Origin of the sequence: Pseudomonas sp. HD6515 (assembly GCF_024971855.1) — a bacterium.
Lineage (GTDB): Bacteria > Pseudomonadota > Gammaproteobacteria > Pseudomonadales > Pseudomonadaceae > Aquipseudomonas > Aquipseudomonas alloputida.
In genome coordinates, this window is record NZ_CP079827.1 from 3,490,716 (window position 1) to 3,504,050 (window position 13,335).

Below are 13,335 nucleotides of genomic sequence, written 5' to 3' on the forward strand. Positions count from 1 at the left end.
TCAGTATAGCGAGACCGCGCCATGCAACTCATCACCAAACTCGGCATCCTGGCCGATGCCGCCAAGTACGACGCATCTTGCGCCAGCAGCGGCGCGCCCAAGCGTAACTCGCGCGGCGCTGACGGCCTGGGTGCTACCAATGGCATGGGTATCTGTCACAGCTACACCCCCGACGGCCGCTGCGTATCACTGCTCAAGGTACTGCTGACCAACTTCTGCCTGTATGACTGCCAGTACTGCGTCAACCGCCGCTCCAGCAACGTGCCACGCGCGCGCTTCAGCCCCGAGGAAGTGGTACGCCTGACCCTGGACTTCTACCGGCGCAACTGCATCAGTGGCCTGTTCCTCAGCTCCGGCATCATCCGCTCGGCGGACTACACCATGGAGCAGCTGATCCGTGTGGCCCGGCTGTTGCGCGAAGAGCACAGCTTCCGCGGCTACATCCACCTCAAGGCCATCCCCGATGCCGACCCGCTGCTGATCGAAGAAGCCGGGCGCCTGGCCGACCGCCTCAGCGTCAACATCGAACTGCCCACCGACGCCAGCCTCAAGCGCCTGGCGCCGGAAAAGCAAGGGCGCACCATTCGCCAGGCCATGGGCGTGATTCATCAGGGCCAGCAGGCCGTGGCCAACGAGCCCAGGGCGCCGCGCTTTACCCCGGCCGGGCAGAGCACCCAAGTCATCGTCGGCGCCGACAGCACCGACGACAGTACCTTGCTGCGCAATGCCGAGTCGCTGTACCAGGGCTACGGCCTCAAGCGCGTGTACTACTCCGCCTTCAGCCCGATCCCCGACAGCCCCGGCAGCGTGCCCCTCGCCGCACCACCGCTGCTACGCGAACACCGCCTGTATCAAGCCGACTTCCTGCTGCGTGGCTATGGCTACAAGGCTGGCGAGCTGCTGGGCCACAGCGGCAACCTGGCACTGGACATCGACCCCAAGCTGGCCTGGGCGCTGGCCAACCGCGAAGTCTTCCCGCTGGACGTGAACCGCGCGGAACCTGCGCTACTGGCGCGTATCCCCGGCATCGGCCTGCGCAGCGTACAGCGCCTGGTCGCCCTGCGGCGGGAGCGGCGCATCCGTTATGACGACTTGATCCAGCTGCGCTGCGTGCTGGACAAGGCACGGCCGTTCATCGTCACCAGCGACTACCGCCCCGCCCAGGCCGAGCTGCGCAGCGGCTTGCTGCGCGCGCGCTTGAGTGAGCCGCCAGCGCCCGTGCAGATGGGGCTATGGGGGTGATCGCACTCGACTGCGACGACCTGTTCGCCACCTGGCGCGACCAGGCCCGGGTGTTGTTGAGCCATGGCATCGACCCGTCGGAAGTCACCTGGTCGCAAGGCCCGATGGCGGACCTGCTGGCCGTGCCGGCAGCGCCGCCTGAAGGGCCTGGCCCTTTCCGGGCCAAAGTCCCGGCCGCACTGCTGAGCCAGTTGGAGCAGGCCTCTCGCTACCGTGGCGAACAGCGCTGGAACCTGCTGTATGAAGTGCTGTGGCGCGTCGCCCATGGCGACCGCACGGCAATGCTGGCCGGTGACCGGCTGGGCAGTGAGCTGCAACGGCGCATCAAGCAGGTAACCCGCGAGGCACATCACTTGCACGCGTTTGTACGCTTCGTGCCGCTGCCTGATGAACTGGCTGAGCACTTGCAACTGGAGCTGGTGGCCTATCACGAGCCGGCACACGACATTCTGCACAGTGCCAGCGCGCATTTTGCCGACCGCCTGGGGCGTTTGCGCTGGTTGATTGCCACGCCACAGGATGGCATTCGCTTCGACGGCCAGTCGTTCGACTACCAGCGACAGTGCCCCGAGCCCTGGCGCCAGTGGGCCCGCAACGCCGAAGACCCCGGCGCCGAACTCTGGCGCACCTACTACCGCCACACCTTCAACCCGGCCCGCCTCAACCCGGACGCCTTGCGCCTGCACATGCCTGGGCGGTTCTGGCGGCATTTGCCGGAAGGCATGCTGATACCGCAACTTGAAGGCCTGGCGCGCCAAGGCAAACAGCGGGACGGCCAAGCCCTTGAGGTGGCCGCGCAAACCGGCAAGACCATCAGCAAACCTGCGCGCTCGGCGTAGCCGCGGAGCCCGTTGCGGCCCCGTCGGGCACAAGGCCGCTGCTACAGCGAAAACATCATGCTCAACTGAAGAGCCTGGCCAGGCAGGCCAGCTTCTTCTTGTACGAACGCCGCGCCTCCAGTGCCTGCTCCAGGCTCACCGGCAGGAACCGCGCCTGCTGGTTCGGCTGCATCTGCCCGATCAGGTCGAGGTCGGCACTGATCACCGTGCCGATCATGGCGTAGCCGCCCCCCGACACTGCATCGCGATGCAGGATGATCGGTTCCAACCCTGCCGGCACCTGGATCGATCCGATCGGGTAGCAGCTGTCGACGATATTGGACGGGTCCGACCCCGCACCGAACGGCTGCTCGCGCGGTTGGAAACTCAAGGCGCTGCCGCCTTTGTAGCGATAACCGATGCGGTCCGCTTCGGAGCCAACGGTCCAGGCGTCGGTGAAGAAACGTTGCGCTGCAGCTTCGGTCAGGCGGTGAAAGTACAGCCCAGGCACCACCCGCAACACCACCTCGCCCCCCAAGGCCTGACGCAGGGCCATGGGCAAGCTTGCACCGGCACGGGTCTTGCCGCTGGGCACGCCGACCGGCAGCAGGTCGCCCGCCATCAGTTTGCGCCCATGAAAGCCACCCAACGCGCCCAGCGCGTAGGTGGACCGGCTACCCAGTACCTCGGGCACATCGATGCCTCCGGCCACTGCCAGGTAGGCCCGGGCGCCCGCTGTTGGAAAGCCGAAACGCAACACTTGCCCGGCCCGCACGGCGAACGCCGTGTCCGGGCGCTGCTCGCGGCCATCGAGCAACGCTGGCATCTGCGCGCCGCACACAGCGACCAGTGCGTCCTGCCGGAACTCCAGCTCCGGCCCCACCAGCGCGCACTCCAGGCCCGCAGCGCCGGCCGGGTTGCCCACCAGGTGGTTGGCTGCGCTCAAGGCGTACTGGTCGAGTGCGCCGGACGGTGGAATGCCCAGGTGGTAGTAACCTTCGCGGCCCAGGTCCTGTACAGAAGTGGCCAAGCCCGGTTTGAGTACCTTGATCATGCCAGCACCTCCTGCAACGATTTGGGGTAGCCGACCGGGTCGGCGAGGAAGGCGTCCAGGGAAAACGTCACCGGGCGAATGCGCAGGTCGAAGCAGCCATCCTCCACCTCCGCCACCGCCCGGTCGTAGGTGCGGCGGTCGATAGGCTTGAACTGCACGATGTCACCCGGGCGGAAGAACACCATGTGCTCTTTCAGGTAATTCAAGGTCTGCTGCGGGTCGTAGATCGGTGCCGGGGTGACGCCAAACATCTGGTAGCCCCCGGCCCCGCGCACCGAGTAGATGCAACCAAAGCAACCGCCATGGCCCAGGGTGAGCTTGGGCGTGTCGGTACGGGGGCGCAGGTACTTGGGCACCTGCAGCTGCCGCTGGCGCTCGACCATCTGGAACATGAACGGCAGGCCGGCAACAAAGCCGACCATCGACACGAACCATGGCGCGCCACTGTGGGCGGCGATGAAGGCCTCGACATCGGCCAGGCCGTTGATGCGCGCAGCGTACTCCAGGTCTGTGCTGGTGGGGTCCTGGTGGCGATCCCGAAAGCGCATCAGGGTTTCATGGGTCCAGGGGTCGTTGTACAGCACCGGGATCTCGATGATCCGCGTCTGCAACGAACGCTCGGCCACCGCCTGCGCTTCGGCGCCGCGCACGGCTTCGAGCAGTGCCTCGGGGGCGATACGGTCCGGGTCGAAGCGGACCTGGAAGGACGCGTTGGCCAGGCACACATCAAGCACGCCATCCAGGGCCATGCGCTCCACCGCACGGGTGACGGCCATACCCTTGAAAAAGGCCTCCAGCGACATGCTTTCGCTGACTTCGGCAAACAGGTGCTCGTCGGCGCCGAAGCTGTAACGGATCGGGGTTGTAGCAAGCGGTTCGGCCATGACAGTTCCTTTTCTTGGAATCTTTATAGAAAGGCAGGCGAAAACAAAATGCACGGGCTCCGGCGTGTCTGTTTGCCGGATGCCTGACGGGTTCAGCGCGGTGCACGCACCACGATGCCGGCCGCATCCAGTGCCTTGCGCGTGGCCTCGACCAGGTCCAGCGCGCCCGGGGTGTCACTGTGCAGGCAAATGGAATCGAATTCGATCGCCAGGTCCTGGCCTTCGACCGTGCGCACCACGCCTTGGCGGCAAGCACGCAGCACCCGCTCGGCGACGGCTTGGGGCTCATAGCCACGCACATTGCGGGTAAACACGATCGACCCGCTCAGGTCGTACTCGCGGTCGGCATAGAACTCGCGAATCACCGGCTGCCCCATTTCCTGGGCAATGCGGCAGATCACCGAACCCGGCATGCAGTACAGCAGCAACTCGGGCTCGATCACCCGCAGGTTCTGCACCAGCAAGCGCGCCGCTTCTTCGTCACGCGCCAAGTGCATGTACAGCGCCCCATGCGGCTTGATGTGCTGCAGGCGCACGCCCTGGGCACGAGCGATTTCACGCAGCGCGCCCAATTGATAGAGCATGTCGTCCACCAGTTCCTGCGCCGAGGCATTGATGTGCCGGCGGCCAAAGCCGACCAGGTCGCGGAAACCCGGGTGTGCTCCCACCGCAACCCCAAGGGCCTTGGCGCGCTCGACGGTGCGGCGCATGGTGCCGGGGTCGCCGGCGTGGAAACCGGTGGCGATGTTGGCGCTGCTGATGTAGCCCATCAGTTCGTGATCGACGCCGTCGCCAATCGTCCACGGGCCAAAGCCCTCACCCATGTCCGAGTTGAAATCCACTGCTTGCATGACCGCGTCTCCTGGCACTTGTGACTGCATGCAAGCCACGTTAGATTCTCTACACCCCCTTGGGAAGATCTATAAACAGATGGGGTACCTTCTGAAAATCAGATACCCCGGGAGCCTACCGTGTCACTCACCTTGCGCCAGGTCCGCTACTTCGTTGCCACCGCTGAAATCGGCCAGATCTCCCAAGCGGCAATCCACCTGAACATCTCCCAGTCGGCAGTGACCACGGCCATCAAGGAGCTGGAAGCGATGCTCGGCGTGCTGTTGTTCCAGCGCTCGGCCCAAGGCATGAGCCTGACCGAAGCCGGCCGGCACTTCTTGAACCGTGCCTACGTCATCCTGCGCAGTGTCGACGATGCGTTGAACAGCCCGCTTCCGGACGTGCGCGCCAGTGGCCTGTTGCGCCTGGCGGCGAGTTACACGGTGATCGGCTACTTCCTGCCGCACCACTTGCAGCGCCTGGAGCACTGGCATCCGGACGTGACCCTGGAGCTGTACGAGCAGGAGCGCAGCGCCATCGAGCAAGGCCTGCTGGAGGGGCGTTTCGACATGGCGGTGGTGCTCACCGCCAACCTCACCCACCCCGACATCGTCTCGGAAACCCTGTTCAACTCCGAGCGCCGGCTCTGGCTGCCCGGGCATCACCCACTGTGCGAGCGCTCGGCCGTGAGCCTGGCCGATGTGGCCTGTGAGCCGTTCATTCTGTTGACCGTGGACGAGGCCGAGCACAGTGCCATGCGCTACTGGGAGCAGGCCGGGCAACGGCCAAGCGTAAGGGTGCGGACCAGCTCGGTGGAGGCCGTGCGCAGCATGGTCGCCAATGGCAGCGGTGTGGCGATCCTGTCGGACCTGGTGCACCGGCCGTGGTCGCTGGAGGGCAAGCGCATCGAGACGGTGACCATCAGCGACCCGGTCACACCGATGAGCGTGGGGTTGGCCTGGCACCGGGAACGGGCATTCAGCCCGGCGATGCAGGCGGTGCGCAATTACTTTCATGATGCGTTTCTGGCACCGCAGCAGTTGTCGGCAAGGCGTTGATCCTGCCTTTGCAGGCCCGGCCTCTTCGCGGGCAAGCCCGCGAAGAAACCAACCCCCATCTCGAGCCGAACGTTCGCGCCGCGACGCCGTCATAACCTGAGCCGGTGCCGACACGCAAAGAGGACGCGAAATGACCCAGCCCGACCCGTCGTACGTCAAATGGCTCGAAGACCGCGCCATGCTCAAGGCCTCCCAGGCGCGCGCCAGCCTGTACTCAGGCCAGTCGCGCCTGTGGCAACAACCGTACGCCGAGGCCCAGCCCCGCCGCGCCACCGAAATCGCCTCGGTGTGGCTGACCGTCTACCCCGACGCCATCATCGCGCCCGAGGGCTGCTCGGTACTCGGTGCCCTGGCCCACGAAGCGTTGTGGAAGCGCCTGTCGGAGATCGGCGTACAGGGCCTGCACACGGGCCCGATCAAACTGTCCGGTGGCATCCGCGGCCGCGAACTCACCCCCAGTGTGGACGGCAACTTCGACCGCATCAGCTTCGACATCGACCCGCTGTACGGCAGCGAGCAGGAACTGATCCAGATGAGCCGCATGGCCGCTGCGCACAATGCCGTGACCATCGACGACCTGATCCCCTCGCACACCGGCAAGGGCGCCGACTTCCGCCTGGCCGAGATCGCCCATGGCCCCTACCCGGGGCTGTACCACATGGTCGAGATCCGCGAAGAAGACTGGACGCTGCTGCCCGAGGTGCCCGCCGGGCGCGATGCGGTCAATTTACTGCCAGCTCAGTGTGACGAGCTGAAGGCGCGCCATTACATCGTTGGCCAGCTGCAGCGGGTAATCTTCTTCGAGCCGGGCGTGAAGGAAACCGACTGGAGCGCCACGCCGCCGATCACAGGCGTCGACGGCAAGACCCGCCGCTGGGTGTACCTGCATTACTTCAAGGAAGGCCAGCCCTCGCTGAACTGGCTGGACCCTACCTTCGCCGCCCAACAAATGATCATTGGTGACGCGCTGCACGCGCTGGACTGCCTGGGTGCACGCGGCCTGCGCCTGGACGCCAACGGCTTTCTCGGCGTGGAAACCCGCGCCAGCGGCACCGCCTGGTCGGAAAGCCACCCGCTGTCGCTCGTCGGCAACCAGCTGATCGGTGGCATGATCCGCAAGGCCGGCGGTTTCAGCTTCCAGGAGCTGAACCTGACCCTCGATGACATTGCGCAGATGTCCAGGGGCGGTGCCGACCTGTCCTACGATTTCATTACCCGGCCGGCCTACCAGCATGCGCTGCTGACCGGCGACACCGAGTTCCTGCGCCTGATGCTCAAGGAGATGCACGCCTTCGGCATTGACCCGGCCTCGCTGATCCATGCCCTGCAGAACCACGACGAGCTGACCGTGGAGCTGGTGCATTTCTGGACCCTGCATGCTCACGACATGTACCTGTACAAGGGCCAGACCCTGCCAGGCAGCATTCTGCGGGAACATATCCGCGAAGAAATCTACGAACGGCTGTCGGGCGAGCATGCTCCGTACAACCTGCGCTTCGTGACCAACGGCATTGCCTGCACCACCGCCAGCCTGATCGCCGCTGCACTGGGTATCCGCGACCTTGAACAGATTGGCGTAGCGGATATCGAATTGATCAAGAAGGTGCACCTGCTGCTGGTCATGTACAACGCCATGCAGCCGGGGGTAGTCGCCTTGTCCGGCTGGGACCTGGTCGGTGCCCTGCCCTTGCCCGCCGAAGCGGTGGCCGAACGCATGCTCGACGGCGATACCCGCTGGATTCACCGAGGCGGCTATGACCTGGCCGGGCTTGACCCACAGGCGGCGGCTTCGGTGCGTGGCATGCCGCGTGCCCGGTCGCTTTACGGCAGCCTCGACAGCCAGCTGGACGAGGGTGATTCATTTGCCTGCCAGGTGAAGAAACTGCTGGCTGTGCGCCAGGCCTACGGCATCGCCACCAGCCGTCAGGTGCTGGTACCTGAGGTACGCAGCCCAGGGCTGCTGGTGATGGTGCATGAGTTGCCAGCCGGGCGCGGTATCCAGATCACTGCGCTGAACTTCGGCCAGGAGGCAATTGCCGAGGAACTGCTGTTGACCGGCTTCACACCTGGGCCGGTGGTCGACATGATCAACGAGACGGTCGAAGGCGATTTGACCGAGGACGGGCGCCTGATGGTGAACCTGGACCCCTACGAGGCGCTGTGCCTGCGGATCGTCAACAGCAGCGGGCATGTTTGAATCTGGCGTGGCCCTGCCGTCGGCAAACCGGTTTCGCCCGCAAGCACGCCGCCTGCCCCGCGCAGTTGCCAGACTCGCAAGCCGGCTTGCCAGCCAAGAAGCCGGTCTTGCATTTACGGCGCTACGGGCATAGCGTTCGGAAGTTTTCTTTTCCGTGCCCAGGAGCAACTCCATGTACACCGGCATCGTCCAGGCCGTCCGCCCTCTGCTTGATGTGACCACCTACCCGGGCCACAACCAGTTCACCATCGACCTCACCCCGGAACTGCTCGACGAACTGAAAATCGGTGCCAGCGTCAGTGTCGAAGGTACGTGCCTGTCCGTGACCGAAATCGACGGCAGCCAGGTCAGGTTCGACGCCATGACCGCTACCCTCGAACGCACCAATCTGAGCAGCTTCAAGCCTGGCCGGAGCGTGAACATCGAACGCTCAGCGAAGATGAACGCCGAAGTCGGCGGCCACCTGATGGCCGGCCACATCGCCACTACCGCCGAGATCGTCGAGCTGTCGATCAAGGAAACCGGCGCCTTCATCAAGTTCCGCATGCCGCCGCGATGGGGCAAGTACGTGTTCCCGCGCGGTTTCATCGGGGTCAATGGCTGCAGCCTGACGGTCGCTGACGTGGAGGATAACGTGATCACCATCAACCTGATCCCGGAAACCCTGCGTCAGACTACCTTCGCCAGCTACCACACAGGTGAACTGCTCAACATCGAGGTCGACCACCAGACCATGGTGCTGGTCGATGTGGTAGAGCGCACCATCAAAGGTACCCTGGCCCGCGAAAACCTGTTGCCCTGAGGCCTGCACATGCTCCCTAACGCCCTCCCCGCGCGCACAGCCAGGCGTTTGCGCCTGCAGGTAATGCGCGGTCGCGTCGGCCTTGGCCTGGTCGCCGCCCTGTCGGTGCTGGCCGGCATGACCGATGCCATCGGCTTGCTGGCACTGGGCGATTTCGTGTCGTTCATGAGTGGTAACACCACACGCCTGGCGGTGGCCATCAGTGAAGCTGACCTGGCCCTTGTGCTACGCCTCAGTGGCGCCGTACTGGGCTTCGTTGCGGGCAATGCGCTGGGTGTGCTCCTGGCTCGCGGATTGCGCCGTCGAGCCTGGCCGGTGCTGTTGGTGGTTGCCGCACTGCTGGCTTTCGCGGCAGCGTGGCCGTTGCCGGCCACCATCCCTGCGCTGTTGGCGGCCACGCTGGCCATGGGCATGATCAATGCGGTCGTGGAACAGGTGAATGGCCTGCCCATTGGCCTGACTTACGTGACGGGCGCCCTGTCGCGTTTCGGCCGCGGCCTGGGGCGTTGGCTGCTGGGCGAGCGGCGCAATGGCTGGCGGGTCCAGTTGATACCTTGGGCCGGGATGTTGCTGGGCGCCGCGCTCGGCGCCTGGTTGCAACAACACCTGGGCCTGCAGGCGCTGGCCGGCAGTTGTGCGCTGGCCTGCGTGCTGGCATTGGTATCGCGGTTCATACCGCGTTCCTGGCAGCGTGGCTACATGCCGCGCTGATCATTCGATACGCGGGTGCTGCTGTGCCAGTTTTTCGCGCTTGGCTTCCAACTCGGCGATCTGCGCATCGATGTCCTCGATCTTCTGCTCGATGTTGTCGTGGTGCTCCTGCAGCAGTTCACGCGCCTCTTCGATGTCTGACGCCGCAGGGGCGGCGCCGCGCAGGGGCTTGTTGGCGGTTTCCTTCATGGTCAGGCCGGTGACCAGGCCGACAGCAGCGATCACCATCAGGTAATAGGCCGGCATGTACAGGTCGTTTGTGGTCTCCACCAGCCACGCAGCGAGGGTTGGGGTAAGGCCGGCGATCAGCACCGAGATATTGAAGGCGCTGGCCAGGGCGCTGTAACGGATGTGCGTGGGGAACATGGCCGGCAGCGTCGAGGCCATGACGCCGATGAAGAAGTTCAGCAACACGGCAATGATCAGCAGGCCGGCGAAAATAAGCCCAAGCACCCCACTGTTGATCAGCATGAATGCCGGAATGGCCAAGGCCAGCAGGCCGACACTGCCGACGATGATGAACGGCCGTCGGCCAAACTTGTCGCTGAGCAGACCGATGATCGGCTGCACGAACAGCATGCCGACCATGATCGCGATGATGATCAGCACGCCATGGTCTTCGCTGTAGTGCAGGTTGTGCGACAGGTAGCTGGGCATGTAGGTAAGCAGCATGTAGTAGGTGACGTTGGTGGCGATTACCACGCCGATGCAGGTCACCAGGCTGCGCCAGTGCTGGGTGGCCACCTCCTTGAACGACACCTTGGGCCCGGAGGCCAGCCCTTCACGATCGCCCTGTTCCAGCTTGTCGACGTGCTGCTGGAACGCAGGTGTTTCTTCCAGCGCATGGCGCAGGTAGAGGCCGATGATGCCCAGCGGCAGGGCCAGGAAGAACGGCAGGCGCCAGCCCCATTCGAGGAATTGTTCTTCACCCAGCACCGTGGAAATGAGCACCACCACCCCTGCGCCCAGCACAAAGCCGGCAATCGAACCGAAATCCAGCCAGCTGCCGAGAAAGCCGCGCTTGCGGTCTGGCGCGTACTCGGCAACGAAGATCGAGGCACCGGTGTATTCACCACCCACCGAAAAGCCCTGGGCCATCTTGGCCAGCAGCAACAGGATGGGCGCCCAGATACCAATGCTTGCATAGGACGGTATCAGGCCGATGGCGAAGGTGCTCAGGGACATGATCACGATGGTCGCGGCGAGGATTTTCTGCCGCCCGAACCTGTCGCCCAAGGCGCCGAAGAACAACCCGCCAAGGGGCCGGATCAGGAACGGCACCGAGAAGGTGGCCAAGGCCGCGATCATTTGCACGCTGGGGTCGGCGTTGGGGAAAAACACCTTGCCCAAGGCATAAGCGACGAAGCCATATACCCCAAAGTCGAACCACTCCATGGCGTTGCCCAGCGCGGCGGCCGTGATCGCCTTCTTCATCTTGGCGTCGTCGACGATGGTGATGTCCTTCAGGCCGATTGGCTGGACGCTTTTCTTGCGAGGTTTCATACCCGTATCCCTGTCGATGAATGCTCTAAGGGATCAGATACAACAGGACACTAAATAATTCAGCGCTTACTGTTTTTTTGTGCGTTTGCGGCACCCCCCAACGGCGCCCAAAGAAAAGCCGCTGCAATGGCAGCGGCTTTCATGACCAAGGCCTGGCTTCAGATACCGTCGCGCGCCAGGTCCATGGCGAAGTAGGTCAGGATCAGGTCGGCACCGGCACGCTTGATTGCGCCAATGCTTTCGCGCACCACCCGGCCTTCGTCGATGGCACCGGCCAGCCCGCCGAACTTGATCATCGCATACTCGCCACTCACCTGATACGCCGCCAGTGGCAGGCGCGAAGCGGCGCGGATGTCGGCGATCACATCAAGGTAGGCACCGGCCGGCTTGACCATCAGCACGTCCGCGCCTTCCTGCTCGTCGAGCAGCGATTCGCGCACCGCTTCGCGGCGGTTCATCGGGTTCATCTGGTAGCTTTTGCGGTCACCCTTCAGTGCAGTGCCACCGGCCTCACGGAACGGGCCATACAACGACGAGGCGAACTTGGTCGAGTAGGCCATGATCGCGGTGTCGTGGAAGCCGGCACCGTCCAGCGCGCTGCGGATAGCCTGCACCTGGCCGTCCATCGCCGCCGAGGGGGCAATGAAGTCGGCACCGGCAGCAGCGGCGATGACGGCCTGCTTGCCCAGGTTGGCCAGGGTGGCGTCGTTGTCCACGCCATGGTCATGCAGCACGCCGCAGTGACCGTGGCTGGTGTATTCGCAGAAGCAGGTGTCGGACATCACCACCATTTCCGGCACGGTGTCCTTGCAGATACGCGACATGCGCGCAACCAGGCCGTTTTCGTTCCAGGTGTCGCTGCCATCGGCATCCAGGTGGTGCGATACGCCAAAGGTCATCACCGACTTGATACCGGCGCGGGCATAGCGCTCGATTTCCTGGGCCAACAGTTTCTCGGGGATACGATTGACACCGGGCATGCTGGTGATCGGCACGAAATCATCGATGCCCTCTTCGACGAAGATCGGCAGGATCAGGTCTTCAAGACGGAACTCGGTTTCCTGGAAGATCGTGCGCAGGGACTCGTTCTGGCGCAGGCGGCGGGGACGAACGGACGGGAATTGGTTGGACATGACAGCTCCAGGGAATTTGAACGGCGTATACCTTATGCCTGTCGCGCGCCAGTGAAAAGGCTAAATGACGAGATTGTGTCTTGCGTCAATGGCAACGGCCGGGGTTTGCCTGTGTTGGCCTCTTCGCGGGCAAAACCGCGCCCACAAATCCCGTAGGTGCGGGTTTACCCGAGAAGAGGCCGGTACAGGAATAAATTACTGCAGCCAGGGCGGTGTCACCTCCTCTGCCTTGGCCGGCCCATGCTCGGCCTCGGCGCGTGCTGCACGGCGGCGAGCGTCGTCCATCCGGGCGGCGTCGATCTCGCGCATCACCCCGGTTACGTCAGCTTCATGTTCGTCATCCTCGAACACCCCGGTCAACGGGCTGTCGGGCAGCAACTCGCCGGCCTCGTACAACGCCCACATCTCCTGCGCATAGCGGGTGCTTTTCAGCTCCGGGGCAAAGCGCCCGAAATAATGGGCCATGTTGTCCACATCGCGCTGCAGCATGCTGAAGGCATGGTTGTTGGCGGCTGCATCCACTGCCTGCGGCAGGTCGATGATCACCGGCCCGTCCGGGCCGAGCAGCACGTTGAACTCGGACAGGTCGCCATGCACCATTCCGGCGCACAGCATCAGCACGATCTGGCGAATGACGAAGGCGTGGAACGCGCGGGCATCCTCCGCTTCGAGGTGAACGTCGTTCAGGCGCGGGGCCGCATCACCATCGGCATCGGTGACCAGCTCCATCAGGAGCACGCCGTCCTGGAAGTCGTAAGGCTTGGGCACCCTCACACCTGCGGCGGCCAAACGGAACAGCGCTGCCACTTCGGCGTTCTGCCAGGCATCTTCGGCTTCTTTGCGGCCGTACTTGCTGCCCTTGGCCATGGCCCGGGCCTGACGGCTGTTGCGTACCTTGCGGCCCTCCTGGTATTCGGCGGCCTGGCGGAAACTGCGCTTGTTGGCTTCTTTATAGACCTTGGCGCAACGTACCTCGCTGCCACAGCGCACCACGTACACAGCGGCTTCCTTGCCACTCATCAACGGCCGTAGTACTTCGTCGACAAGGCCGTCTTCGATCAACGGTTCGATTCTTTTAGGTGTCTTCATCAGGCTGCGTTCA

The 13,335-nt window shown here is 64.1% G+C and carries 12 protein-coding genes; 6 read left to right on the plus strand and 6 right to left on the minus strand.

The annotated features are described in order from the left end of the window. Positions 1-21 precede the first annotated feature (21 nt). Positions 22-1,242 (plus strand): putative DNA modification/repair radical SAM protein, encoded by a 1,221-nt coding sequence (locus KW568_RS16145; protein ID WP_259536467.1) that lies wholly within the window; start codon positions 22-24, stop codon positions 1,240-1,242. Further along, on the plus strand, positions 1,233-2,081 hold the full coding sequence (locus KW568_RS16150; RefSeq protein WP_003248104.1) for a TIGR03915 family putative DNA repair protein: 849 nt from the start codon (positions 1,233-1,235) through the stop codon (positions 2,079-2,081). The genes KW568_RS16145 and KW568_RS16150 overlap by 10 nt, the downstream gene beginning before the upstream one ends. 61 nt (positions 2,082-2,142) lie before the next feature. Here the strand turns inward: KW568_RS16150 and KW568_RS16155 are convergent, their stop codons facing one another. From KW568_RS16155 to KW568_RS16165, 3 genes are all read right to left on the minus strand, one after another. Then, complete coding sequence (locus KW568_RS16155; RefSeq protein WP_003248102.1) at positions 2,143-3,114, minus strand: biotin-dependent carboxyltransferase family protein; 972 nt, start codon at positions 3,112-3,114, stop codon at positions 2,143-2,145. Continuing rightward, complete coding sequence (locus KW568_RS16160) at positions 3,111-3,998, minus strand: allophanate hydrolase subunit 1 (RefSeq protein WP_003248100.1); 888 nt, start codon at positions 3,996-3,998, stop codon at positions 3,111-3,113. Before KW568_RS16160 ends, KW568_RS16155 begins: the two co-directional genes overlap by 4 nt. A gap of 92 nt (positions 3,999-4,090) precedes the next feature. Further along, positions 4,091-4,849 carry a 5-oxoprolinase subunit PxpA gene (locus tag KW568_RS16165; protein WP_004576703.1) on the minus strand — a complete coding sequence of 253 codons (759 nt, stop codon included), beginning with the start codon at positions 4,847-4,849 and terminating at the stop codon, positions 4,091-4,093. Between the two features lie 120 nt (positions 4,850-4,969). Here KW568_RS16165 and KW568_RS16170 point away from each other — a divergent pair, with 120 nt between their 5' ends. From KW568_RS16170 to KW568_RS16185, 4 genes are all read left to right on the plus strand, one after another. Continuing rightward, on the plus strand, positions 4,970-5,887 hold the full coding sequence (locus KW568_RS16170) for a LysR family transcriptional regulator (RefSeq protein WP_004576704.1): 918 nt from the start codon (positions 4,970-4,972) through the stop codon (positions 5,885-5,887). A 130-nt stretch (positions 5,888-6,017) separates the two neighbouring features. After that, positions 6,018-8,084: a maltose alpha-D-glucosyltransferase gene (treS, locus tag KW568_RS16175; protein ID WP_004576705.1), complete on the plus strand. Its 2,067-nt coding sequence runs from the start codon at positions 6,018-6,020 to the stop codon at positions 8,082-8,084. Positions 8,085-8,256: 172 nt separating this feature from the next. After that, on the plus strand, positions 8,257-8,886 hold the full coding sequence (locus KW568_RS16180; RefSeq protein WP_003248093.1) for a riboflavin synthase: 630 nt from the start codon (positions 8,257-8,259) through the stop codon (positions 8,884-8,886). Positions 8,887-8,895: 9 nt separating this feature from the next. After that, positions 8,896-9,597 (plus strand): YoaK family protein, encoded by a 702-nt coding sequence (locus KW568_RS16185; RefSeq protein WP_004576706.1) that lies wholly within the window; start codon positions 8,896-8,898, stop codon positions 9,595-9,597. Here KW568_RS16185 and proP read toward each other — a convergent pair whose 3' ends face one another. From proP to KW568_RS16200, 3 genes are all read right to left on the minus strand, one after another. Further along, the gene (proP, locus tag KW568_RS16190; RefSeq protein WP_004576707.1) at positions 9,598-11,100 is read right to left on the minus strand and encodes a glycine betaine/L-proline transporter ProP; all 1,503 of its coding nucleotides are present in this window, start codon (positions 11,098-11,100) and stop codon (positions 9,598-9,600) included. A 158-nt stretch (positions 11,101-11,258) separates the two neighbouring features. Further along, positions 11,259-12,233, minus strand: a complete 975-nt coding sequence (hemB, locus tag KW568_RS16195; RefSeq protein WP_003248087.1) for a porphobilinogen synthase — start codon at positions 12,231-12,233, stop codon at positions 11,259-11,261. A 195-nt stretch (positions 12,234-12,428) separates the two neighbouring features. After that, the gene (locus KW568_RS16200; RefSeq protein WP_003248085.1) at positions 12,429-13,322 is read right to left on the minus strand and encodes a PA4780 family RIO1-like protein kinase; all 894 of its coding nucleotides are present in this window, start codon (positions 13,320-13,322) and stop codon (positions 12,429-12,431) included. Between the last annotated feature and the right edge of the window lie 13 nt (positions 13,323-13,335).